This is a genomic window from Hydrogenophaga luteola, from assembly GCF_042648585.1.
GTDB lineage: Bacteria > Pseudomonadota > Gammaproteobacteria > Burkholderiales > Burkholderiaceae_C > Hydrogenophaga > Hydrogenophaga luteola.
This window is the reverse complement of sequence record NZ_JBHRXX010000007.1, coordinates 142,845-166,601: the sequence shown is the minus strand read 5'-3', so window position 1 is coordinate 166,601 and position 23,757 is coordinate 142,845. Positions and strand designations below refer to the sequence as shown.

Below are 23,757 nucleotides of genomic sequence, written 5' to 3'. Positions count from 1 at the left end.
ACTCAGCGCTGAGGCCGGATCACCGCATACTGGGCCCACTCACCACGCCGGAACAGGACGTTCACCGGCTTGGATTTGTCCAGCTTTGCCAGCACCGCATCCAGTTCCTTCACGCTGCCCACCTCGGTGTTCGCAACCGCCACGATGACGTCGCCCTCCCTGAGTCCAGCACGTGCTGCGGCCCCTTCGGCCGAATCGACTCGCACGCCCGCCTTGACGTTCAAGTCTTTCTTCTCTGTGGCTGTGAGGTCTGCCACAGTGAGACCTAGGGAAGGAAGACTGCTGGCAGCGGGCGGCTTGACCTCCGGGGTCGCAGCGCGACGGTCGCTGCGCTCCGGTTCCAGTTCGGCCACCGTGACGCTCATGTCTCGCTGAGTACCGCGCCGGAACACCGTCATTGAGCTGCGGTTGCCCGGTTTCGTGTTGGCCACAATGCGCGGCAGATCCACGGAGCGCTCAATGTCTCTACCATCAAACTTGAGAATCACGTCACCCGGTTCGAGGCCGGCCTTGGCGGCGGGCGAGTTGGCCTCCACGGCATTGACCAACGCCCCCCGCGCCTGGCCCAGACCGATGGATTCGGCCACCTCTTTGCTCACTTGCCCGATCTGTACACCGATGCGACCACGGGTCACACGGCCACTGGATCGCAACTGGTCCGAAACCCTGACAGCCTCGTCGATGGGGATGGCAAACGAGATGCCCTGAAACCCGCCCGATCGCGAGTAGATCTGGCTGTTGATACCCACCACCTCGCCGCGCATGTTGATCAAGGGTCCACCCGAGTTGCCCGGATTGATGGCGACATCGGTCTGGATGAACGGCAGGAAATCTCCTGTGTCCCGCTTTTTCGCGCTCACAATGCCGGCGGTCACGGTGTTCTCAAGTCCGAAGGGGGAACCGATGGCCATCACCCATTCGCCCACCTTGAGCCGGTTGACATCGCCAATGCGGACAGCGGACAGCCCGCTGGCCTCGATCTTCACCACAGCCACGTCGGTTCGCTTGTCAGCGCCCACCAGCTTGGCCTTGAACTCGCGCTTGTCCGGAAGGGTGACCACCAGCTCGTCGGCTCCATCGACCACATGCGCGTTGGTCATGATGAGGCCATCCGAGCTGAGAATGAACCCGGAGCCCACCCCGCGAGGCTGGGCCTCTTCGCCAGATCCGCCACGGTCCTGGCGTGGACCGCGCGGCACCGCCCCAGGAGGAACCGGTATGCCGAAACGACGGAAGAACTCCAGCATCTGCTCGTCGGTGCTGCTCCCTCCCTCGGCAGCGGCGCGCTCAAGGGTCCGGATGTTGACCACGGACGGCCCGACCTGATCAACGAGATCAGTGAAATCAGGCAACCCACGCACCTGTTGGGCATGGACAGGGGCAGGCAACGCAGACGCCCCGACCATGGCCATGCCGAACAGTGAAGCACTCAACAGCAACGAAATCGCTGGACTGGAACGCAGAACGGTCATATTCATGTTCATCCTTGCGGTGAGAGAGTTTTTCGCAGACACAGGATCACCCTGCAGCCACACGATGGTGGCTGTTCTTCAGGTTTCAACGGGTGCGTTCGAGAACCGAAGCAAACCGCTTGAGCGTGGCGGGTGGCACCTCACCGAGTGCGGTCAGCCAATAGGTGCCAATGCGCTTGGTTAGGGAGTGGGTGGCGCCGGTCACGGCCGACTTCTCCGTCCCATGACGTTGCGGATCAAACGGCTCAACAAACAGCGAAACCGAAGCAAGCCCGTCCGAAAACACCCATTGCATGGGAGCCGCCCCAGATACACCGGTGTCGTCTTCCCTGGTGTGGCAGCTCATGGACTGGAAACCGGGAACGGGTTCCTTCAATCGCCAGCCTTCTGCCTCAGGCGTGGTCTTTCTCAGGGTCTGACGATGCACTTCGTAACCCTTGGTGTCACCCATGAGCCGTTTGAGCTTGTCCATCCGGACCGGCGCATCCAGCTGCAACTCGGAAAACGCCACCTGTTCCAGCACAGAGCCTTGCTCGCCCAGGGTCTGCAACTTCACCACCAGACCCGTCTTCTTTTCCGACCAGATGCGATAGCCAAAACGCAGTGGGTCGCGCGGGGCGATCTGCACCACGTCCGCCAGATGCCCCGCCACCCTTTCGACGCCCGATTCGCTCACGCTGTAAAAGTCAGGAATGGCATTGCTGGGTGTGCGCAGTAGCTCTGGAAACACGCCCAGCGACTCGCGCTTGTCCACCCAGGCCACCTTGTGATCCGGCGCAAAGGTGATCACGTCGTTGTTGTGGCGAATGGTCGAGCGTGGCGCACCCGTCAGCGTTTCCACGCGTTCCATCTGTTGCGTGCCATCGCAGACATGCCAGATGCGCGAGGCAGACATCGCCGATCCAGCCGATACAACCAGGGTGCCCGTGTAGGCCCGCAGCCGTGAGGCCTCGTGCATGCGCGTGAGCCACTCGGTGATGGACCGGGAGGACGGCGACGTTGCAGGTGCGGTCTGTGCAAAAGACGACTGCCACAATCCCAGAGCCAGCAGCCCCACCACAGGCCAGCGGGTCCAGGCCTTGCGCGCCGACGACATGCCCAACGAAGCACCACTACCCATGTCGGCCTCAGCGCTGCGGAGCAGCATCGTAGGTCGCATTGCGCAGGAATCCGGCGGGCGCCTGAAGCGCAGACATGCCGCCAAACTGGCGGTGCTCGGACAGCAACTGTTCAAGCCGTGCATCGCGCAGCACCTGCCCCTGCGCAGTCTGCACAACCACCGGTTGGATTGTCGACGCGGACTCGGACACCGGGCTGGCGTTGGCCATCTGGGGACCGGACAAGTCACCGTACTGCCCTCCCGTTCCGATGGTCCAGGTCACGGCGACGACCGCTGCAAGCGAAGCGAGGCCCGCCACCAGTTTCCAGCGAAACACCGCATCATTGGCCGCCGCGCGCCGGCCGCCTCCAGCCTGCAGCACCACAGGCTGGGGCAGCGTCAAAGGTTCATCGCGCAAACGGGCCATGACCGCCCCGGCAAACGCAGCCCCGCCGACCGAGCGCTGCACGGGTCGCCCACGCAGCACATCGCCGATCAACTCGTAGGTTTGCCCGTCGGACAACAGGGACGCCATCTCTTCGGAGCCTGGCGCGAGCAACGCTTCGAAGTCGTCTGCGCACACTTCTCCATCCAGCAGTGCAGAGAGCGCCTCACGGCGGCGTTCCCGGACAGGCATCTGCCCTGAAGTTGGGGTGTCATGGATTGGGACGGCATTCATGTTCGACATCCGATACGGTGTTCCGGCATCAACAAATCAATCTCACCAGCGCTTGCCGGATTGACGCTCCAGCATGGGCTTGATTCGTGAAGAGATCGCTTCGCGGGCTCGGAAGATCCGGGAACGCACCGTTCCAATGGGGCAATCGAGCGCCAACGCAATCTCTTCATAACTCAACCCCTCGATTTCACGCAAAGTGATGGCCATGCGCAGCTCTTCGGGCAATGCGTCCATTACCGCGTTCACCGCCTGGGCGATCTCTTTGCTGGCCAACACCGCCTCAGGGGTCTCGGTGTCGGCTACGCTGCTGTTTAGTTCGCGTTCCGCGGAAGAAGTTTCGTCTTCATCCCCGGAATTGAGCTGGGACTGAAACACCAGCGGGTCCCGCTTGAGCTCCAGCAACTGCTTCTTAGCGGTGTTGACGGCGATCCGGTAGAGCCATGTGTAGAACTGGGCATCCCCCCGGAACTGAGCCAGCGCCCGGTAGGCACGGATGAACGTCTCCTGAGCGATGTCCTGAACCAGATCGCCGTCACGGACCATGCGCCCAATCAGACGCTCCACCCGGCGCTGGTATTTGATAACCAACAGCTCATACGCCCGCATTTCCCCGGCCAGTGTGCGCTGGACCAGCATGACATCGCTGTCGGGAGAAGGTGGAGCTGAGTGGTCGTCTGAGGAAGTCATGCAGCGGGTATGGGGGCCGCGGAAATATACCCCAAAGGCTCGAGCCAACGCTCGCCGTCAGGCATGAGCCAAGAGCGCCCGCCGAAGATCCAGCCATCGGCTCGGCTCAGCCAAACGCTCCACCCAAACCCAGGTGCACGCACCGTCGGGATTGTGCAGTCGCAGCAACATGGCGCGCTGCAAGTCGTACACGCGCTCCACCCTGTTGAGCTCCACGCCTTCCTGATACGCCTCGCTAACCCAAGACCAGACACCCGACAACTCCGGAGAAGACTCAGCCCGCATCCGATCCGACTGCCATGCCAGCTGTCCTCGCGGCATCCGCCGCCAAGCCCACATCGCCACCACACACCACACACTCCAGACCACACCACAAACCATGGCCGCGCGCCCAGATTCGTAGACAACGCCCATGAACACGCCAAGCAACCCGAACAAGGCGGCACCCCACATCAGGTGCGCGCAAAAAGACGAACGCCCCACCGGGTACGTGACCGACGGGGCGTTGCGCATATTCGGACAGGAGCGCTTCTGGACAGAGTTCGTCAGGCGCGCTTGAACACCAGGGTGCCGTTGGTACCGCCGAAGCCGAAGTTGTTCTTCACCGCGACATCAATCTTCATGTCTCGCGCGGTATTGGCGCAATAGTCCAGATCGCAATCGGGATCCTGATTGAAGATGTTGATGGTAGGAGGGCTCTTCTGGTGATGCACCGCCAGCACCGTGAACACACTTTCAATACCTCCGGCACCACCCAGCAAATGCCCGGTCATGGACTTGGTCGAGTTCACGACGATCTTGCGGGCGTGGTCGCCGAGCGCAGCCTTGATGGCATTGCTTTCATTCACATCGCCCAACGGCGTAGAAGTTCCATGGGCATTCAGGTAGTCCACCTGGTCGGCATTGATGCCCGCGTTGCGCAGGGCGTTGACCATGGCGCGGCGGGGCCCATCCATGTTCGGCGCGGTCATGTGGCCAGCATCGGCACTCATGCCATATCCGATCACTTCGGCGTAGATCTTGGCGCCACGGGCTTTGGCATGCTCGTATTCCTCGAGCACCATCACACCGGCTCCCTCTCCCAGCACAAATCCGTCGCGGTCTTTGTCCCAGGGGCGTGAGGCCGTTTTGGGGTCATCGTTGCGGGTGGAAAGCGCCCGCATGGCGGCGAAGCCACCCACACCCAGAGGAGAGACCGTGGCTTCGGAACCACCAGCGACGATCACATCGGCATCCCCGTACTCGATCTTCCGAGCCCCTTCACCGATGCAGTGCAGACCAGTGGTGCAGGCCGTCACCACAGCCAGGTTCGGCCCCTTGAAGCCAAAGCGCATCGACACATGCCCAGAGATCATGTTGATGATCGAGGCAGGGACAAAAAATGGCGAAATACGCCGCGCGCCGCGATTGACGTATTCGGCATGGGTTTCCTCGATCAGCGGGAGTCCACCGATACCGGACCCAACGATGCAACCGATGCGCGTGGCCAATTCTTCATCCAGTGCCTCGCCCGTGGGAAGGCCCGAATCGACGACGGCCTGGTGGGCTGCAGCGATCCCGTAGTGGATGAAGGTGTCCATTGACCGCGCCTCTTTGGCGCTGATATAGGACTCCAGGTCAAACCCCTTGACCTCACCAGCGATCTTGCAGGACATGCCCGAGGCATCGAACTTGGTGATCAGGTCAATGCCGGACTGTCCGGCGACAAGGTTGGCCCAGGCTTCTGGCACCGTGTTACCCACGGGCGAGACACAACCCAGGCCGGTCACGACGACGCGACGACGGCTCATGGGTGCATCAGGCCTTCTGGTGCGACATCGCGTAGTCGATGGCGTTCTTCACTGTAGTGATCTTTTCGGCGTCTTCGTCGGGGATCTCGATACCGAATTCGTCTTCCAGGGCCATCACCAGTTCCACCGTGTCCAGGGAGTCGGCACCCAGGTCGGCCACGAAAGCCTTCTCAGGGGTCACTTGCCCTTCTTCCACGCCGAGTTGCTCGGCAATGATTTTCTTCACACGTGCTTCGATATCGCTCATAAGTCCCTCTGAGGGTGGTTGGATGACAAACCGCCATTTTAGCCGGGCTAGGGAGTAGACCCTAGGTGGCCCGCCGGACGGCTCCGCGGCGGTGAGAGTGGATCAGGCCATGAACATGCCACCATTGACGTGCAGCTCCTGCCCCGTCACGTAGCTTGCCTGCGGGCTGGCCAGGTAGGCCACTGCATGCGCAATGTCTGAGGGCTTGCCCAGGTGGCCCAGGGGAATTTGACCCAGCAGGGCCTTCTGTTGTTCTTCGGGCAGGGAGGCCGTCATGTCCGTCTCAATGAAACCAGGTGCCACACAGTTGACCGTGATGTTGCGGCTGCCCAGTTCGCGCGCCAACGCGCGGGTCATGCCTGCAACGCCCGCCTTCGCTGCAGCGTAGTTCGCCTGACCGGGATTGCCGGTGGCGCCAACCACACTGGTGATGCTGATGATGCGGCCATAGCGCTGCTTCATCATCGGACGGATCACGGCGCGGCTCATACGGAAAACCGCCTTGAGGTTGGTTTCCAGCACGGCATCCCAGTCCTCGTCTTTCAGGCGCATCGCCAGCATGTCGCGCGTGATGCCGGCGTTGTTGACCAGCACGTGCAGCGCACCATGGGCCTTCGTCATTTCATCGATCAGTGCCTCGGCGGCAGCGCCGTTGTTCACGTCGAGTTTCGCCCCTCGACAGCCCTCGGCCGCCCCGGGCACCGCACTCAAGGCGCCGGAGATCTTGGCGGCACCTTCATCGGATGTGGCAGTGCCGACAACGATCAACCCCCTCGCCGCCAACTCGGCAGCGATGGAAGCGCCAATGCCGCGAGATGCGCCGGTCACCAGGGCCACCTGGCCCGCAAACTTCACTTCTGACATTCCCGTCTCCTCCGTCAGGCCAGCAGATTTTTCACTTCGGCCAGCGTGGCCGGGTCGTAAAGCGCCAAGCCGGTGAGATCGGCGTCGATGCGCTTGGTCATGCCGGCGAGCACCTTGCCGGGACCGGATTCGACCAGCACTGTGACGCCACGCGCCTTGATCGCCCGCACGCACTCGACCCAGCGCACCGGGCCGAAGGCTTGGCGAAACAGCGCATCGCGGATGCGGTCCGCATCAGACTCCACCGACACATCAATGTTGTTGAGCACCGGAATCTGCGGTGTCGCCAGCGCCGTGGCCGCAAGCTTCTCGCGCAGCTTGTCTGCGGCTGGCTTCATGAGGCTGGAATGGAACGGCGCAGACACCGGCAACGGCAGCGCCCGCTTGGCACCGTTGGCCTTCAGCACTTCGCACGCCTTCTCGACCGCCGCCTTGCTGCCGGCGATCACTGTCTGCGCCGGATCATTGAAGTTGACCGCTTCGACAACCTCACCGCTGGCCGCAGGGAACAAGGACTGAGCCTCCGCACAACCCGCGATCACCTTGTCCGACTCCATGCCCAAGATAGCGGCCATGGCGCCAGTACCCACCGGTACAGCCTCCTGCATGGCCGCCGCACGAAAACGCACCAGAGGAGCGGCTTGCGCCAGCGTCAGCACGCCGGAGGCCACCAACGCGCTGTACTCGCCCAACGAATGCCCGGCCACCACGGACGGCGTCGCCCCGCCCTCGGCACGCCAGACACGCCAAGCGGCGACTCCCGCCACCAGCATCACCGGCTGTGTATTGGTGGTGAGTGCCAGAGCCTCCTTGGGGCCCTCCTTGATCAGTAGCCCAACGTCTTCACCCAGGGCATCGGAAGCCTCTTGAATGGTCTTGGCCACTTCGGGGTGGTCACCCCAGGCGTCGAGCATGCCAACGGCCTGCGAGCCTTGGCCAGGAAAGACGAATGCAAATTCGGGCATGAACACCTCAGCAATGATTCGATCGGAAACGGGAAAAACCGGCGGCGAGCGGTTTGCTCAGAAGTCCAGCAGCACCGAGCCCCAGGTAAAGCCACCGCCCACACCTTCCAGCAGCAACGTGTCGCCTTTCTTGACCTGGCCGTTGCGAACCGCATGATCCAGTGCCAGTGGGATCGAGGCTGCCGAGGTGTTGCCATGCTGGTCAACAGTGACCACCACCTTGTCCATGGGCAGTTTCAGCTTGCGCGCCGTACCGGCCATGATGCGGATATTCGCTTGATGAGGAATCAGCCAGTCGATGTCGGCCTCGGAGCGGCCAGCTTTCGCAAGCGCGGCACGCGCGGTCTCCTCCAACACGCCCACGGCCAGCTTGAAAACCGCCTGACCGTCCATTTTGAGCAGAGGATCACCCAGGATCTGACCGCCACTGACATGACCCGGCACGCACAGAATGCCCACATGCTTGCCGTCTGCATGGATATCGGTCGCGAGGATCCCCGGCATATCGCTTGCCTCGACTACCACGGCGCCGGCGCCATCGCCAAACAGCACACAGGTGGTGCGATCATTGAAATCCAGAAGGCGCGAAAAAACCTCGGCCCCTACGACCAGAGCCTTGCTGGCAGATCCTGTGCGGATCATTGCGTCGGCAACCGTGAGCGCGTAAATGAAGCCGCTGCATACAGCTTGCACATCGAACACCGGGCAGCCGGCAATGCCCAGCTTGTGCTGGAGGATGGCGGCTGTCGAAGGAAACACCATATCGGGTGTCGACGTGGCCACGATGATCAGGTCTATGTCGTTCGGACCAACCTGTGCCGCCGACAACGCCTGACGGCAGGCTTCTGCAGCCAAGTCACTCGAGAAAACGCCATCACCCACGAAATGCCGCGCCCGAATCCCCGTGCGCTCCACGATCCACTCGTCGCTGGTTTCAACGCCCCGCTCCTTCAAACGGCCCACCATGTCGGCGTTGGTCAGGCGCTGAGGCGGCAGGCAGCTACCAGTGCCGGTGATGCGGGCGAATCGTGTCATGCGAGGCGGGGGAGAAGGTCTCAGATCGTCGGAATGCTCTTGAGATCGCTGGGAATCGCTTCTGGAGCAATGAGTGGCGCTGCGTGTGCAATACGCTCCCGGACCTTCTCGAGCAACTGGTTGTGGGCCGCATCATAAGCCCGGGCCAAGGCCTGCTCAAAAGCGAAAGCGTCGGCAGATCCATGACTCTTGAATACCAGCCCACGCAAACCAAGCAGAGCAGCGCCGTTGTAGCGACGGTAGTCCATCCGCTTTTTGAACGCAGATATCACCGGATAGGCAAACAACGCCCCCAGTTTGGTAAAGATGCTGCGCGAAAACTCTGCCTTGATGAAACCACCAATCATGGTCGCCAGCCCTTCGCTGGCCTTGAGCGCCACATTGCCGACAAATCCGTCGCACACCACGATGTCCGTCGTGCCCTTGAAGATGTCGTTGCCCTCAACGTTGCCAAAGAAGTTGAGATCGCCGGTAGCGGCGGCATTTCGCAACAGAACACCGGCCTGCTTGATGACCTCACTACCCTTGATCACTTCCTCGCCAACGTTGAGCAACCCCACCGTCGGCTCTTCCCTACCCGAGATCGCCACAACCAAGGCAGATCCCATGACGGCAAACTGAAGCAGGTGCTCAGCAGTGCAATCCACGTTGGCCCCCAGATCCAGCACGGTGGTCGCTCCACCGCGGGCATTGGGCATCTGGCTGGCGATGGCGGGACGGTCAATGCCCTCCATCGTCTTGAGCAAGTACCGGGAGATAGCCATCAGGGCGCCGGTGTTTCCGGCGGACACAGCCGCCTGCGCGACCCCATCCTTGACCTGCTGAACTGCCACCCGCATGGAAGAGTCTTTCTTCCTGCGCATGGCCACCTCCACTGGGTCGTCCATCGTGACAACCTCGGACGCATGCACGACCTGGCAACGAACATTGTTGAGCAGCTGAGGCCAGGACTTGAATGCTTCCGGCTGCCCCACCAGAAGCAACTGGGCCTGCGGATGGCTGGCAAGAAAGGCCGCGCAGGCCGGCAAGGTGGCCGCCGGACCGACGTCTCCCCCCATGCAATCCACGGCAACGGTAATCATGTCAATGTCCCGATGCGGGCACTGCAACGCAGCACCACCAACAAGAAAAAAGCCCGCATGGTGCTCATGCGGGCCCGTACTGGACCTGTTCGCTGACGGCAATCACGGCATCCGGCGCTCAGATGCGGCAGGATGGTGCCGCCCAGAACTCAGGCTTCGGACTTGTTTTTCAGCACCTGGCGACCACGGTAGAAGCCGTTGGGGCTGATGTGGTGGCGCAGATGGGTTTCGCCAGTGGTCGGTTCCACGGCAATACCAGGCACGGTCAGGGCATTGTGCGAACGATGCATGCCGCGCTTGGAAGGGGACTTTTTGTTTTGCTGGACGGCCATGATGGGCTCCTGGAATCGGTTGGGTGTCGGTGGGTTGCGCCAATCAGCAATCCTGCCCTCTGATCCGGGCGGCAGCGCAAAGCCAAGAATTATAGCCTGAACAGGATCAGGCGCAAAACACCCCACCGCAATCACTTTTTCAGACGTGCAAGGGCCGCGAACGGATTGGGATGTACCTCCGTCCCAGCCTCGTCCTTGTGTTCCTCCCCAGCCAACAGCGACAAAGGCTGCGGACACACGTCGTGCATCGGCACCAAGGGCATCGCCATCAGCAGCTCGTCTTCGATCAGAGCCAGCAAGTCGGGCTTGGGCTCAAGGGCCAGAACATCCTCATCACAATGGTCATCCTCGGCCTCGGCCGTAGGCTCGTCGGCCACAAACCTGAACCAGCGGTCCACCTCCAGTGGAACGACCACCGGGCCAAGGCATCGCTGACACCCTACGGGCAGATCGAGCGCTGCACGCAAGTGCATCCAGACACACGGCTGTCCAGCGGCATCAGGACGGCTCTCACCCCGCGCTTCCCACCGAACAGGTGCACCGACCTCGCCGTCCGCGTGGAGCTCGGCAGACAGACGGTCAAAGGAGGCCAACGGCTCTTCGCCTAGCAACTCCCCCGCCACCTCGGCGAAGGCTCGGGCATCGAATCGACGGGGATTCCAGGACTTGTCGGGAGACACTTTCATTCAGCCAGTGTAAAAGATGACACCAGAAAGCCGCGGACAATAGCCCGATGAGCGCATCGCCCTTTCCCAGCCACACACCTCTCCAACGCAAGCTCATCCTGGGCTCGACTTCCCGCTATCGCAAGGAGCTCCTGTCGCGCCTGCGCGTGCCCTTCGAAACCGCTGGCCCAGACGTTGACGAAACACCGCTGCCTGGCGAGGCGCCTGCGACCCTGGCCCGGCGACTTGCGCTGGCCAAGGCCCGGGAGGTGTCCCGGCGCTTTCCGGAAGCAGTGGTGATCGGCAGCGATCAGGTGGCAGACCTGGGTGGTGAACCACTGGGCAAGCCAGGCTCTCACGACCGGGCAGTCGCGCAGCTGAGGCGCATGCGAGGACAGACAGTGGTGTTTCAGACCGCGGTCGCCGTGGTCTGCGCAGCCACAGGCTTCGAACAACTGGACTTGGCCGCAGTGAAAGTGGTGTTCCGCGACTTCGACGACCAGGAAATCGAACGCTATCTCCGGGCAGAAGAACCTTACGACTGCGCCGGAAGCGCAAAAAGCGAAGGATTGGGTATCGCCCTGCTGTCCCGGATCGACAACGACGATCCAAGCGCCTTGGTCGGCTTGCCGCTGATTCGCACCTGCCACATGCTGCGCGCCGCAGGCGTGTCGATCCTGTGAGCGCCCCGGCTCAATCCAAGGGCACGCTGTTTCTGGTGCCGACGCCGCTGGATTTCGGATGCAGCCCGCAAGATCCGGCACCATTGGAGTTGCTGCTGCCAGACGAGACCCTTGAGGTAGCCGCCCGCCTGGTCCACTGGGTTGCCGAGAATGCAAAGAGCGCAAGGGCATTCCTCAAGCGGGTGGACGCCGCACGCGGCCTTGCCACCCCCGTGCAAAACCTACAGATCGCCGAACTGCCTCGCCTGGTCCACAAGAAAGGGGACCATGCACCCGCCAGCACCGCGGATACACAGGCCAGAGCACTGCTCGGTCCCGCCCTGCAAGGACACGACATGGGCCTGGTGAGTGAAGCGGGGATGCCCGCGATTGCCGACCCAGGCAGTTCGGTGGTTCGCGCAGCCCATGCGCTGGGTATCGACGTCCGCCCCCTGACGGGCCCCGTGTCCCTGATGCTCGCGCTGGCTTCCAGCGGATTGAACGGTCAGTCGTTTTCTTTCGTGGGCTATGTTCCGCAAGACCCTGCTGAACGCGGCCGCCGACTTCGCGAGCTTGAATCGATCGCACTTAAATCGGGTCAAACCCAGATCCTGATCGAGACTCCCTACCGCAATGCCGCCCTCCTGCAGGCACTGCTTCAAACGCTGCACCCTCATACCCGCCTGGCGGTTTCCAGCGGCCTCGGTCTTCCGCAGCAGCGCACCCGCAGCGCACTGCTGAGCGAGTGGAAATCGGGCGCGTTGGCGGGGCAACTGCCGCTGGATCTGCCAGCGGTGTTTCTGCTGGGGCGCTGAAGCGCCCATTGGTCAGGCGGCCAGCGCAGCCTGCATGTGCGCTCGCACCGCAGTACTCAGATCAGGGTTGGCCAGTGCCAGGTCGATGGTGGCCTGAAGGAAGCCCTCCTTGCTGCCACAGTCGTAGCGCTTGCCGTCGTAGCGGAAGGCATAGACTTTCTCCGATCCGATGAGCGCTGCGATGCCGTCGGTCAGCTGGATCTCGCCACCAGCACCACGGGGCTGACGACGGATGCTCTCGAACACACCAGGAGTGAGGATGTAGCGTCCTGCCACCGCAAGCGTGGACGGAGCCACGGCCGGTTTCGGTTTCTCGACCATGGCGAACACTTCGGCGATCTCGGCGTGGGCGCCGCGCACATCCACCACCCCATATCGCCCCGTCTCCTCCTTGGGAACGTCCTGCACCGCCAGCACCGTGCCCGGATGAGATCGGTACGCCTCCACCATTTGCTGCAGCACCGTCGGCCCGCCCGCGTTCTGATGCGCCCCCAGCATCAGGTCATCGGCCAACAGGACCGCAAACGGCTCGTTGCCGACCACCCGCTCCGCACAAAGCACCGCATGCCCGAGACCCAGTGGACGCGGCTGGCGAATAAAAACGCAATCCATGTCCTCAGGCTTGATGTCGTGCACCAGCTTGAGCAGCTCGGTCTTATTGCCCCGCTCCAGCTCGTATTCCAGCTCGAACGCTGCATCGAAATGGTCCCCAATGGCTCGCTTATGACGCCCGGTGATGAAGATCATTTCGCGGATCCCGGCCGCATAAGCCTCTTCAACCGCATACTGGATCAGCGGCTTGTCCACCACCGGCAGCATCTCTTTGGGAATCGCCTTGGTGGCCGGCAGAAACCGGGTACCAAGTCCACCAACCGGGAACACCGCTTTTTGAATACGCATTGCCATTTCCTCTCTCAGTTTAAAAATTACTTCAGCTCAATACCTGCACCGCGCGCGGCCTTAAAAATGCCTTCGCCCATGTGCACCCCGAGCTCGCGAGCGAGTCTCAGCCCCACGTTTTCTCGCTGGGTGTAGTCCACGATGTCTTCGGCCTTCACCACTTCGCGCGCCACATAGTCCAAGCTGCCCAGGCCATCGGCCAATCCCTGCTGCACGGCCTGCTGGCCGCTCCAGACCAAACCTGTGAACGTGTCCGGCGTTTCCTTGAGTCGCGCCCCCCGCCCCTTCTTGACCACCTCGATGAACTGCGCGTGGATCTCGCCGAGCATCGACTGTATGTATGCCCGTTGCGCCTCGTCCTGGGGGCTGAAAGGATCGAGCATGGCCTTGTTCTGGCCCGCCACCATCAGGCGACGCTCCACCCCCACCTTGTCCATCAGGCCAGTAAACCCGAAGCCTTCCATCAACACGCCGATGCTGCCCACAAGACTCGCTTTGTCGACATAGATTTCATCGGCCGCTGCTGCGATGTAGTAGGCCGCTGAGGCACAGGTTTCCTCCACCACGGCATAGACCTTTTTCTGGTGCAAGGATTTCAGTCGCGTGATCTCGTCGTTGATGATGCCGGCCTGCACAGGACTGCCGCCAGGGGAGTCGATCAGCAACACCACCGCCTGGGCACCTTCGTCGTCGAACGCCGCCCGCACCGAGCTCAGCACGTTGTCGGCACTGGCCTCTGCACCCGATGCGATTTCGCCCTTGACTTCGATCAGTGCGGTGTGCGGTGCACTCACGGCCCCGGCCATTTCCGCCTGCTGAAACCAGAGCCAGAGCACCGAACCGATGATCGCCAGCCAGACCAGCCGGAAAAACAGCTTCCATCGGCGCGCGGCCCGTTGTTCGCGCAGCGTTTCGAACACCAGTTTCTCAAGGGTCTCCCGTTCCCAAGATCCCTCTTGACGGGAAGGTGCCGATGCGGGCACCGGGTTATCCAGTGGATCGAGGTTCATGGTGGTCCTGATCAAAACGCCAGCGGCGCGAATGGATATTGTGCCTGCCAGTAGACAACGCCCTCCCGCTCCTGCAGAGGCACCGATACCAGCCCACCTCGACAAGGACCTCCCTTGCAGGCACCGGTGGATGGTTCATAGGCGGCACCGTGGGTAGAGCACAGCAACCACTGCCCACTGTCATCGAAAAAGCGGTCGGGCTGCCAATCCATTTCCATGGCCACGTGAGAGCAACGGTTGAGATACGCATGGACCAAACCCCGGAACCGGATGGCAAAGGCCCTGCAGGTCTGCCCTGCATACATCACGTCAAAAGGCACAGCCAGCCCGCCATCCAGCAGTTCGTGGCTGTTGCACAGAGCATGAAGGTCGCCTGAATCGCTCATCACCACTCCTCAGGCATGCGCTTTCAGCCAATCGCTCAGCTCTCTGACCGAGTGGGCGACAAACCGGGGTGACAACGACGCAAACGCGGCGGGTTCGTGGGCGCCATAGCTCACCCCGACACTGTCACATCCGGCATTGACCGCCATCTGCAGATCGTGGGTCGTGTCTCCGACCATCAGGGTGCGGGCCGGGTCGACACCGAACTCACGCATCAGTTGCTCCAGCATCAGTGGGCTGGGCTTGCCGGCGGTTTCATCGGCCGTGCGAGAGCCATCAAACACGCCCCGAAGCTCCACCGCTTCCAGCGACTCGTCCAGCCCTCGCCGGCTTTTTCCTGTCGCCACAACCAGCCAGTGGTGACGCTCCTTGAGGAATGCCAGCATGGGCAACACACCATCGAACAGACTGATGTCGTGCTGGTGAGACAGGTAGTGGTGGCGGTAACGTTCGCCCAGCCGGGGATACAACTCCGGAGGCACATCGGGTGCCGCGTGGGCGAGGGCCTGCATCAGGCCCATGCCAATCACGTAGCTGGCCGCCGCATCGCTTGGAACCGTCCCGCCCACATCCCGCACCGCGGCCTGGATGCAGCGCACGATGATCGCGGTGGAGTCGAACAGGGTTCCGTCCCAGTCGAAGGCAATGAGGTCGTATTGGCGTGGGCGCATGGGACGGGGGTCGAAAGCGGTCAATTATTGCTGCAGCCCAACAAAAAGGCACCCGCAGGTGCCCTGTTTGCGCTGGGGTTCATTCACCCTCAAATGCGGTAGTCCTCAAGGCTCTTGCCCGCAGCCAGCACCGCACGCACCCATTCCGGCTTGCGCCCCGGGCCACCCGCCCACAGTTCCCCGCTGGGGCCACGGTACTTGGCGGCGGCCTTGGACTTCGACTTGGCCGCCTTTTTGGCGCCAGCCGCTGCACCTCCCAAATCAGCCACCGTGATGCCGTATTCCTTCATCTTCGCTTTGATGTCGGCGATCGCAGCGGCCAGTTCGTTCTTGCGCGCCTGCTCGGCCTGACTCATCAACGCCTGCGCCTGTGCCATCAGTTCAGAATAGGTTGCCATTGCGTTTCCTTTGATATTGGTAAATTTCAGCGTTATGGGCACCCCAACGATGCCGGCAGAAATTCTAATAGGATTTTCAGGCACCCGACCAAGACCCAAGCTCTGCAGGCAATTCAGAATGTAACTCTATCGACTGACCTGAAATGGGATGGGTCAGACGCAATCGCCAGGCATGAAGAAACATGCGACGCAACCCCGCCTTCGCCAACAGCCGGTTGAATTCAAAATCCCCGTACTTGTCGTCTCCAACGATTGGATAACCGGCATGGGACAGATGGACACGAATCTGATGGGTACGCCCGGTCTTGATCGTGACTTCCAGCAAACTCAATCCGTCTGGGCAAACGGCCTCCAGCCCAGAGGGCGCAGGCTGATGCTTGCGCACCACCACGAGAGTGACAGCACGCATCGCATCGGGATGAGCGGAATCGACCACCCGCACCCGCCGCTCCCCATCGGGCAGCAGATATTTGTGCAGCGGCTGGTCCAAAACCTTCAGTTTGGATGGCCAACGCCCCCGAACCAGGGCCAAATAGGTTTTGCCGGTTTCACGCTCGCGGAACTGATCCTGCAGGGACTTCAGGGCGCTTTTTTTCTTGGCAATCAACAGCAGACCGCTGGTTTCACGATCCAGCCGGTGGACCAACTCGAGGAACCGGGCGTCTGGACGCGATCGGCGCAGCTGCTCAATCACCCCAAAACTGACCCCGCTGCCTCCATGCACAGCCACACCTGCTGGTTTGTCGAGTGCCAGAAATGCGTCGTCTTCATGGATGACAGGGAAATCACGCAAGGGCACCGCCAGCGCCGCCTTTTCGGCCGGACGCTCGGACAGCCGGATGGGAGGAATGCGCAGCACATCTCCGGCCTGCACCCGGTCGTCGGCCGAAATTCTGCCTTTGTTGCGCCGCACCTCACCCGAACGGATGATCCGGTAGATATGGGTCTTGGGAACCCCCTTGAGCTCGCGGAACAGGTAGTTGTCCAGCCGCTGCCCGGCCGAATCCTCGTCCACAAGGAGATGTCGCACGGCCCCAGGACCGTCAGAAACTGGAGAATTCAAGGGAAAAACACCATCAGACCTGCGCCACCATCTGGGGCAGCCCCCTATAATGTGTCACGCCAGTCGCGCGTTGTAAGTGATTGATTTTCCTGAGTTTAAGGCAGTCACGTCCAGCGACCCGGGACAGCACAGCTGAAACCGGATGCGATTGACGACCCGTGCCACCTGCGGCACCCGGTTAGAACCACCCTGCGCACGACGTCCCAGACGTCCTTATGGCGGGAAACGATCCGGACGGAAGCCGCAGGAGAGCCGACAAAAGAGTAGCGAACCAGATTACGGAATACCCCAATCGGTCAGCCCTTCTTGCAACGCCACAGGCGGGCTGGTGCGGCTGACCGAGGACAAAGTGAAGACAGTGACCGAAACGGCAAGATCCATGTCGACGACATCCATCAAGCCCCGCCTGCTCACCCACATCCACGCGCCTACGCCCTGACCCGGCCGCAGGGCCTTGGCGCGCCGCTGTGCGCACAGCCCCTGCCGACAGACCACCCGATGCAGTCGGGACATCACCGGGTCAACGGCTCTCCGGCAATTCCTCCCGTTCGCGTTCTTTCGCTGGCTCACGGCATCCTGGTGTGCGGCCCGTCCGCGCGCCTTGTCAGCGACAGTGAAAAGGAAACGCAACATGAAGCGCATGCTGATCAACGCCACGCAGGCCGAAGAACGCCGCCTGGCGATCGTGGACGGGCAGAAACTGCTCGACTACGAAATCGAAATCGAAGGGCGCGAACAGCGCAAGGGCAACATCTACAAGGCCGTCGTCACCCGCGTCGAGCCTTCGCTTGAAGCCTGTTTTGTCGACTACGGCGAGGACCGCCACGGTTTCCTGCCGTTCAAGGAAATCTCCAAGCAGTACTTCCAGGGCAATGCCTCACCCTCGCAGGCCCGCATCAACGACGTGATCAAGGAAGGCCAGGAACTGCTGGTCCAGGTCGAGAAAGAAGAACGCGGCAACAAGGGCGCGGCGCTGACCACCTTTGTCAGTCTGGCCGGCCGGTATGTGGTGCTGATGCCCAACAACCCGCGTGGTGGTGGCGTCAGCCGCCGCATCGAGGGCGAGGATCGCCAGGAACTCAAGCAGGCCCTGGACCAGCTCGAATACCCCAACGGCATGAGCATCATCGCCCGCACCGCGGGAATCGGTCGCGACGCGGCCGAGCTGCAGTGGGATCTGAACTACCTGCTCAAGCTCTGGGGCGCCATCGACGGTGCCGCCAAGGGTGGAAAGGGCGCCTTCCTGATCTACCAGGAGTCGAGCCTGGTGATCCGCGCCATCCGCGACTACTTCAACAGCGACATCGGCGAAATCCTCATCGACACCGATGACATCTACGAGCAGGCGCACCAGTTCATGAGCCACGTGATGCCCGAGCACGGGCACCGCGTGAAGCGCTACCGCGATGACGCGCCGCTGTTCAGCCGCTTCCAGATCGAACACCAGATCGAGACCGCCTACAGCCGCATCGTGCAACTGCCCAGCGGCGGCGCCATCGTGATCGACCAGACCGAGGCACTGGTGGCGGTGGACGTGAACTCGGCGCGCGCCATCAAGGGTGGCGACATCGAGGAAACCGCGACCCGCACCAACCTGGAAGCCGCCGACGAGGTGGCCCGTCAGGCCCGATTGCGCGACCTGGGTGGCCTGATCGTGATCGACTTCATCGACATGGAAGAGTCGAAGAACCGCCGAGAGGTCGAGAACCGCCTGCGCGATGCGCTGCGCCAGGACCGTGCCCGCGTGCAGTTCGGCTCCATCAGCAAGTTCGGCCTGCTCGAAATGAGTCGCCAGCGACTGAAGCCCACGCTCAGCGAAGGCTCGTCCATCCCTTGCCCGCGCTGCGGCGGCTCCGGCCACATCCGCGACACGGAAAGCTCGGCGCTGCAGATCCTGCGCGTGATCCAGGAAGAGTCGCTCAAGGACAGCACAGCCGCCGTGCTGGTGCAAGTGCCGGTCGAAGTGGCCAGCTTCCTGCTCAACGAAAAGCGCACCGAGATCACCAAGATCGAGCTCAAGCAGCGCATCAACGTGCTGCTGGTGCCCAACAAGTCGCTGGACACGCCGAACTACAAGCTCGAGCGCCTCAAGCACGACGACCCGCGACTGGACAACTTGGACTCCAGCTACAAGCTGGCCGAGGAAGTGGACGATGTGGCCAGTTTCACGCGCCGCAGCCAGGAGCGCACCAACAAGCAAGAGCCGGTGATCAAGGGCGTGCTGCCCGACGGCCCGGCGCCGGTGGCTGCGCCCAAGCCCGAGGCGGCTGCACCCGCACCGGTCGCAGCTGCCCCTGCAGTGGTGACCACGCCTGCACCGGCACGCGCCACCGCCCCCGCCGAAAAGGGCTTCTTCGGCTGGCTCAAGAGCCTGTTCGGCGTGGCACCCGCTGCGGCACCGGCTGCACCGGCCCCGATGCCGGCGGCCGCAGAAACGCCGAAGACCGATCGCGGCGACGGCAAGTCGGCCAGGGACGGCCGGGGTCGTGGCGGCCGCAATGGCGAAGGTCGCAGCGACCGTGGTGAACGCGGCGAGCGCCAGGGCAACCGCCCCCCTCGCGGCGAGAACCGGGGTGAACGTACCGAAGTCCAGGGCCGCGGCGCGGGCGAAGGCCGCCGTGGGGACAACCGCGCCGAAGGCCGAAGCGGCGAGCCGCGGGGCGAGCGCGTCGAAGCACAGGGTCGCAATGGTGGACGTCGCGACAACCGCCGAGACAACCGCCAGGACCAGGCCGCCGACAGCACCGCGCTGGAAGGACAGGTCTCCGCCACGCCGACGGGCGAAGCATCCGAGTCCACTGAAGGCGCCCGTCGTGAGCGCCGTGGTGGCCGTGGAGACAACCGCCGGCGCCAGGGGCAGGAGGCCGGTGACAACGCATCGCAAGGCGTGTTGGACACCGCACTGATCAACTCTGCCCCCGCGGACGCGATGAGCTCGGAGCCATCCGAGGCTGCGCCCGCCGAGACTGCGGAAGGTGATGCCACCGCACCCCGCGCGCCGCGCGAGCGCCGCAGCCGCGACCGCTACGGTCGTGACCGCCGCGAGCGAGCACCGCGTGATGGTGAGAACAGGGAAGAAGCCCTCGCAGGTGCGGAGCCGGCTGCCTCGGTGGCTGCCGCCGACCAGCAGGACGAGCAACGCCCGGTGCGCAGCTACTTCACCCAGCCCGCCAGCGCGGCCCCGTTGCAGGCTGAGCCCGCACCCGTGGTGGCGGCCGAGCCGGCCTTGGCCCCCGAAGTGATGGCTCCTGCCGCCCCGGCACCGGTGGTCACAGTGGCAACCACCGGCATGCCCAAGGTCGTGCCATACACGTTGTCGATGGACGACCTGAACAGCGTGGCAAAGGCCAGCGGGCTGGAGTGGGTCAACTCGGATGCCGCGAAGGTTGCCGAGATACAGGCCGCCATCGCTGCCGAGCCCAAGCCGATCCATGTGCCCCGCGAACCCAAGCCGGTGGTGTTGGTCGATGAAGGCCCGCTGGTGCTGGTAGAGACCCGCAAGGACCTGCGCGACGTGAGCCTCCCGTTCGAGAACCGCTGATCACAGTTCCCTGGTTCCTGGAAAAGAAAAAGCCGACCCGAGGGTCGGCTTTTTCTTTGCGCCAGCGGCTGCAAAGCAGCAGGCCGCTCCGTCTGTCAGCAGTTCAATCGCCCAGCAGCGCGGCCCGCTTCCACGCCGCCTGGGCGCCGGCCTGATCCTGTCGCTCCTCCGCCAGCAGCGCCAGTGCACACCAAGTGCGGCGCAGCAGGGATGGCTCGCGCAGGGTGTGGCTGGCCTGACCCAGCAACTGGGACGCCTTGCCCCAGAGCTGGCGCTGCCGGCAGGCCTGGCCGGTGAGGTACTGCAGGTAGGCGTTGTTGGGCCACTGCCGCTGGCTCTGTTCGAGGCGTGCCAGTCCTGTGGCGTCCAGCCGCATCAGCCCGGGCTCCATGGCCAGCGCCAGCTTGTGCTGCAAACCCTCGTCCAGCGCGGCGAAACCCTGCCAGACCGGCTCCAGCCAGCCGCCGGTCAGTTCGTGGGCCTGTGCCGCCATGTCTTCATCGGGCGCCATGGCCACCAACCGGTGGGCACGCTCCACCGCAGCCAGGATCAGCTCGGGCATGGCGCGCTCGGACGCATCCAGGCGAGACCACACAGCTTGCAGCTGTGCCAGGTCGTGCGCCTCACGCAGCGCATCCAGCGCGAGACCCCGCACGATGCTGCGAGAGGCCTCTGGCGAAAAGGCGCGGTGCTTGGCCAGCAGGCGCGCCGTTTCCAGTGCCTCGGCGGTGGCACCGCCCAGACGGGCGACCCGCAGTTTCAGCCGCAGCGTCTGGATGCGGCGCGACGCCCCCTGGGGAAGCTCGTCGAGGTGGCTGCGGGCCGTCTGGAGGTCGCGGTCTTCGACCGCCCAGCGAACCGCCCGCATTAGGGCGCCCTCGCGGGCCTCGGCCGACTCCTTGGCCAGCTTTGGATGCAGGGCCGCCTGCAGGTGCTCGTCGCGGGTATTGCGGTTCTGCAGCGATTGCGCCGCTTCGGCCACCAGCAGGTGGGCCAACAGCTGGAGTTGTCCACGCCGCGGCCACTGGGCCGCCGGGTGGCTGTTGAGCTGCTCCAGCGCCGACAGTCCGGCCGCCTGCGCCCGGACGAAGCGGCCCGCGATCTGGTTGGACAAGGCATCCATCACCGCGCCCACCGCCGCCCGCTCCATCTGCTGGCTGCGCCAGCGCTGGGCCTGGCGGGGCAGCTCGCGGAACAGGCTCAAGGCTCGCAGGGCCAGGTACAGCAGCACGAAGCCCGCCACGAGGCAAAACAGGACAAAGTTGAACGAGACGTCGAACCGGTAGGGTGGCCAGAACAGGCTCACCATGGCCTGGTTGTGTCCGGTCAGCAGGGCCAGAGCCACAGCCAGTGCGGCCAGACCCAGCAACCAGAAGACATTGCGCATCGCACCCCGCTGGCGCTGCGGCCCATTCATCAGCGACCTCCCGCAGCCACCGCGAGCGCCGCCAGGCTCTCCTCGGGCCGTGGCCATTCGGTGACCACCAGTTCGGCGCGCAGCTGTGTCACCGCGGCTTGCGCTGCGGCCACATCGGGCGCGGTGGTGTCGAAGTGACGGGCCAGCGCCGCATCAATGGTCTTGAGGTCGTCCTGCACCGCGTCCATCTGGCGGGCCAGCAGCCCCAGCCGCGCGTTGAGCAGCCGCAGTTTGAGGTTCTCTCGGAGGAAAAACGCCTGCTCTGGCGCCAGCAGCACGGCTTCGGGCCGGTCGATGCGGCTGACCCGCACCAGCTCGCGTCCGCTGCGGGTCGTTTCCTCCCACACGCGCGACCAGAAACCGGACCAGGTTTGCACCGCTCGGTCCCAGCCGCCGGCTGCGGGCGTGGAGGGTTCGGTTGCGGTCGCCAGCGAGGCACTGCCGGGGCCAGGCGTCTTGCGTGCCGCCGGGGAACGAGGGCCGACGTCGTTGGGCACTGGCCACTGGTCCACCCGCTGCACCAGTTCATCCAGCCGTTGGACCAAAGAAGGCACATCGGCCACCGAGGTGCTGCGGATGCGCTGCACGTCGCGCGCGATGGCCCGCTGCACCGGATTCAAGCGGGGCTGTGCGGCACGGGCGATGCGCTCATCGGCCGACTGCAGGGCCGCGAGCAGCGGCTGCACGCTGCCGGTGAGCTGGGACTGCTGCTGGGCCAGGCGCAGGGAGGACTCCAGGTCCTGCACCAGGTTGTCGTCCCGGGACCGGGACAGCGCCAGCATCAGCTCTTCGAGTTGTGAGCGCTGCAGACTGACCTCGGACAGGCGGACCTCGGCCACCGTCAGGCGTGCCTGCAGTTCTTTGACCTGGGCCTCGGCCTGCGCTGCCACGGTTCGTGTCTCCGACGACTGGGTTTCGCTGACCTGGGTGCGGCGCGCCAGCTCCTTCTGGGTGAAATCCACCTTCTGCCACAGCAGGCCGGCCATCATCAGCGTCAGCACCGCCAGCAGCAACGCCAGCGCGCCCAGCCAGACGCCGCCGCGCCGGGCGGGTACAGGGGAGCCGGTGTTGGTGGTCACCACGGGCAGACCGGGCGTCGGCACAGCGGGGGAAGGTTCGGGGGTGTCGTTGCTCATGTCGGGCTCCGCACCGATTCTAGGGCGACCAACACATCGGGCAACGACGGACGACTGGTGAACACGTGCACGAAGCCCGACGCCCGCGCCGCCGCCGCGATCCGCTCGTGCGTGCACAAGGCCCCGGCACGGGACCAGTCGGCCGCCGGCATCGCCGTCCGCAGATGGGTCACCGCTTCTGAACTGCTGAAGAGCCAGAGGGCATCCTGCTCGGCCAAGGCCCGATCAGACGGAGTCCACCGGGGCGCATGACGTTCATAGGCGGCGCAGGACTCGACCACAGCCCCGCGTGCGCGGCACTGTTCCATCAGCCACTCGCGCCCACTGCCCTCGGCCCCACCCACGAGCGCTCCGTCGACCGAGGTGGACACGCCCCGCACCACCAGCAATCGGGCACCCGGCCTCGCCTGAGGCGACACCACAGGCCATAGATGTTCGGAGTCGAACTGGGGCGCGTCGGCCGGCGGCTGGTCGATCCGATCGGGCCCTAGGCCGAGACGCTGCAAGGCCACCGAGAGCGTTCGCGCCGTGCCCGGCCCCGGTGCCCAGAACCGGGTGCATGCCCGACGAGCCCCGCCGTCAGGAACCACACCCTCGAAAAAGTGCTGCACCGCCGCGGTGCTTACGAACATGAATGCGTCCCATCGGCTCCAGTGCGCCTGGGCGTCGCGCAGCCACGCCAGAACCTGCGGATCGCGCGGCGCACCGATGTCGATCAGAGGCAGGCTGTGCGCCTCCCATCCCTGGGCCTGCAACGCCGTCACCCAGGCACCGGCTTCGCCCGCAGGCCGCGTCACGATCACCCGGGACCAGCGGGGAGGCACGGTCGCGTGCCCTGCCAAG

The 23,757-nt window shown here is 63.7% G+C and carries 25 protein-coding genes; 3 read left to right on the top strand and 22 right to left on the bottom strand.

All coding sequences use genetic code 11. The features are described 5' to 3' along the window. Positions 1-2 precede the first annotated feature (2 nt). From ACFOPI_RS15465 to ACFOPI_RS15405, 13 genes are all read right to left on the bottom strand, one after another. A complete protein-coding gene (locus ACFOPI_RS15465) occupies positions 3-1,472 on the bottom strand; it encodes a DegQ family serine endoprotease (RefSeq protein ID WP_382177191.1) in 1,470 nt (489 codons plus the stop codon). Positions 1,473-1,557: 85 nt separating this feature from the next. After that, positions 1,558-2,619, bottom strand: a complete 1,062-nt coding sequence (locus ACFOPI_RS15460; protein ID WP_382175526.1) for a MucB/RseB C-terminal domain-containing protein — start codon at positions 2,617-2,619, stop codon at positions 1,558-1,560. Then, on the bottom strand, positions 2,600-3,250 hold the full coding sequence (locus ACFOPI_RS15455; RefSeq protein ID WP_382175524.1) for a sigma-E factor negative regulatory protein: 651 nt from the start codon (positions 3,248-3,250) through the stop codon (positions 2,600-2,602). Before ACFOPI_RS15455 ends, ACFOPI_RS15460 begins: the two co-directional genes overlap by 20 nt. Before the next feature lie 42 nt (positions 3,251-3,292). Beyond that, a complete protein-coding gene (rpoE, locus tag ACFOPI_RS15450; RefSeq protein WP_382175522.1) occupies positions 3,293-3,886 on the bottom strand; it encodes an RNA polymerase sigma factor RpoE in 594 nt (197 codons plus the stop codon). A 108-nt stretch (positions 3,887-3,994) separates the two neighbouring features. Then, positions 3,995-4,450 carry a hypothetical protein gene (locus ACFOPI_RS15445; RefSeq protein WP_382175519.1) on the bottom strand — a complete coding sequence of 152 codons (456 nt, stop codon included), beginning with the start codon at positions 4,448-4,450 and terminating at the stop codon, positions 3,995-3,997. A 32-nt stretch (positions 4,451-4,482) separates the two neighbouring features. Then, positions 4,483-5,727 carry a beta-ketoacyl-ACP synthase II gene (gene fabF, locus ACFOPI_RS15440; protein WP_382175517.1) on the bottom strand — a complete coding sequence of 415 codons (1,245 nt, stop codon included), beginning with the start codon at positions 5,725-5,727 and terminating at the stop codon, positions 4,483-4,485. Positions 5,728-5,734: 7 nt separating this feature from the next. Further along, positions 5,735-5,974 (bottom strand): acyl carrier protein, encoded by a 240-nt coding sequence (gene acpP / locus ACFOPI_RS15435; protein WP_066153362.1) that lies wholly within the window; start codon positions 5,972-5,974, stop codon positions 5,735-5,737. A 102-nt stretch (positions 5,975-6,076) separates the two neighbouring features. Continuing rightward, positions 6,077-6,838, bottom strand: coding sequence for a 3-oxoacyl-ACP reductase FabG (fabG, locus tag ACFOPI_RS15430; RefSeq protein ID WP_382175513.1), 762 nt, complete (start codon positions 6,836-6,838; stop codon positions 6,077-6,079). A 14-nt stretch (positions 6,839-6,852) separates the two neighbouring features. Further along, the gene (gene fabD / locus ACFOPI_RS15425; protein ID WP_382175511.1) at positions 6,853-7,803 is read right to left on the bottom strand and encodes an ACP S-malonyltransferase; all 951 of its coding nucleotides are present in this window, start codon (positions 7,801-7,803) and stop codon (positions 6,853-6,855) included. Between the two features lie 57 nt (positions 7,804-7,860). After that, the gene (locus ACFOPI_RS15420) at positions 7,861-8,838 is read right to left on the bottom strand and encodes a beta-ketoacyl-ACP synthase III (RefSeq protein ID WP_382175508.1); all 978 of its coding nucleotides are present in this window, start codon (positions 8,836-8,838) and stop codon (positions 7,861-7,863) included. 20 nt (positions 8,839-8,858) lie between these two features. Next, positions 8,859-9,920 (bottom strand): phosphate acyltransferase PlsX, encoded by a 1,062-nt coding sequence (gene plsX, locus ACFOPI_RS15415; protein WP_382175505.1) that lies wholly within the window; start codon positions 9,918-9,920, stop codon positions 8,859-8,861. Between the two features lie 149 nt (positions 9,921-10,069). Further along, positions 10,070-10,252 (bottom strand): 50S ribosomal protein L32, encoded by a 183-nt coding sequence (rpmF, locus tag ACFOPI_RS15410; protein ID WP_011794326.1) that lies wholly within the window; start codon positions 10,250-10,252, stop codon positions 10,070-10,072. Between the two features lie 131 nt (positions 10,253-10,383). Beyond that, complete coding sequence (locus tag ACFOPI_RS15405) at positions 10,384-10,938, bottom strand: YceD family protein (protein WP_382175502.1); 555 nt, start codon at positions 10,936-10,938, stop codon at positions 10,384-10,386. A gap of 47 nt (positions 10,939-10,985) precedes the next feature. Here ACFOPI_RS15405 and ACFOPI_RS15400 point away from each other — a divergent pair, with 47 nt between their 5' ends. After that, on the top strand, positions 10,986-11,600 hold the full coding sequence (locus ACFOPI_RS15400) for a Maf family protein (RefSeq protein ID WP_382175499.1): 615 nt from the start codon (positions 10,986-10,988) through the stop codon (positions 11,598-11,600). Further along, entirely contained in the window at positions 11,597-12,394 is a 798-nt protein-coding gene (locus ACFOPI_RS15395) for an SAM-dependent methyltransferase (RefSeq protein WP_382175497.1), read from the top strand. Before ACFOPI_RS15400 ends, ACFOPI_RS15395 begins: the two co-directional genes overlap by 4 nt. Before the next feature lie 12 nt (positions 12,395-12,406). Here ACFOPI_RS15395 and galU read toward each other — a convergent pair whose 3' ends face one another. The 6 genes from galU to ACFOPI_RS15365 form a co-directional block, all read right to left on the bottom strand. Next, positions 12,407-13,294 carry a UTP--glucose-1-phosphate uridylyltransferase GalU gene (galU, locus tag ACFOPI_RS15390; protein WP_382177189.1) on the bottom strand — a complete coding sequence of 296 codons (888 nt, stop codon included), beginning with the start codon at positions 13,292-13,294 and terminating at the stop codon, positions 12,407-12,409. 26 nt (positions 13,295-13,320) lie between these two features. After that, a complete protein-coding gene (locus ACFOPI_RS15385; protein ID WP_382175494.1) occupies positions 13,321-14,304 on the bottom strand; it encodes a S49 family peptidase in 984 nt (327 codons plus the stop codon). A gap of 11 nt (positions 14,305-14,315) precedes the next feature. Next, positions 14,316-14,690 carry a Rieske (2Fe-2S) protein gene (locus tag ACFOPI_RS15380; protein ID WP_382175491.1) on the bottom strand — a complete coding sequence of 125 codons (375 nt, stop codon included), beginning with the start codon at positions 14,688-14,690 and terminating at the stop codon, positions 14,316-14,318. 9 nt (positions 14,691-14,699) lie between these two features. Beyond that, complete coding sequence (locus ACFOPI_RS15375; protein ID WP_382175488.1) at positions 14,700-15,359, bottom strand: HAD family hydrolase; 660 nt, start codon at positions 15,357-15,359, stop codon at positions 14,700-14,702. A gap of 89 nt (positions 15,360-15,448) precedes the next feature. Next, on the bottom strand, positions 15,449-15,757 hold the full coding sequence (locus tag ACFOPI_RS15370) for an H-NS histone family protein (RefSeq protein ID WP_382175485.1): 309 nt from the start codon (positions 15,755-15,757) through the stop codon (positions 15,449-15,451). Between the two features lie 76 nt (positions 15,758-15,833). Continuing rightward, a complete protein-coding gene (locus ACFOPI_RS15365; protein WP_382175483.1) occupies positions 15,834-16,820 on the bottom strand; it encodes an RluA family pseudouridine synthase in 987 nt (328 codons plus the stop codon). A gap of 631 nt (positions 16,821-17,451) precedes the next feature. Here ACFOPI_RS15365 and ACFOPI_RS15360 point away from each other — a divergent pair. Then, a complete protein-coding gene (locus ACFOPI_RS15360) occupies positions 17,452-20,361 on the top strand; it encodes an Rne/Rng family ribonuclease (protein ID WP_382175480.1) in 2,910 nt (969 codons plus the stop codon). Positions 20,362-20,464: 103 nt separating this feature from the next. On the opposite strand, the gene ACFOPI_RS15355 is transcribed toward ACFOPI_RS15360, so the two are convergent. Genes ACFOPI_RS15355 through ACFOPI_RS15345 form a run of 3 tightly spaced genes read right to left on the bottom strand, consistent with a single transcriptional unit; the run spans position 20,465 to position 23,756 of the window. Then, positions 20,465-21,778, bottom strand: a complete 1,314-nt coding sequence (locus tag ACFOPI_RS15355; RefSeq protein ID WP_382175477.1) for a heme biosynthesis protein HemY — start codon at positions 21,776-21,778, stop codon at positions 20,465-20,467. Then, the gene (locus ACFOPI_RS15350; RefSeq protein WP_382175474.1) at positions 21,778-22,914 is read right to left on the bottom strand and encodes a uroporphyrinogen-III C-methyltransferase; all 1,137 of its coding nucleotides are present in this window, start codon (positions 22,912-22,914) and stop codon (positions 21,778-21,780) included. The genes ACFOPI_RS15355 and ACFOPI_RS15350 overlap by 1 nt, the downstream gene beginning before the upstream one ends. Continuing rightward, a complete protein-coding gene (locus ACFOPI_RS15345; protein WP_382175472.1) occupies positions 22,911-23,756 on the bottom strand; it encodes a uroporphyrinogen-III synthase in 846 nt (281 codons plus the stop codon). Before ACFOPI_RS15345 ends, ACFOPI_RS15350 begins: the two co-directional genes overlap by 4 nt. Position 23,757: the final 1 nt, after the last annotated feature.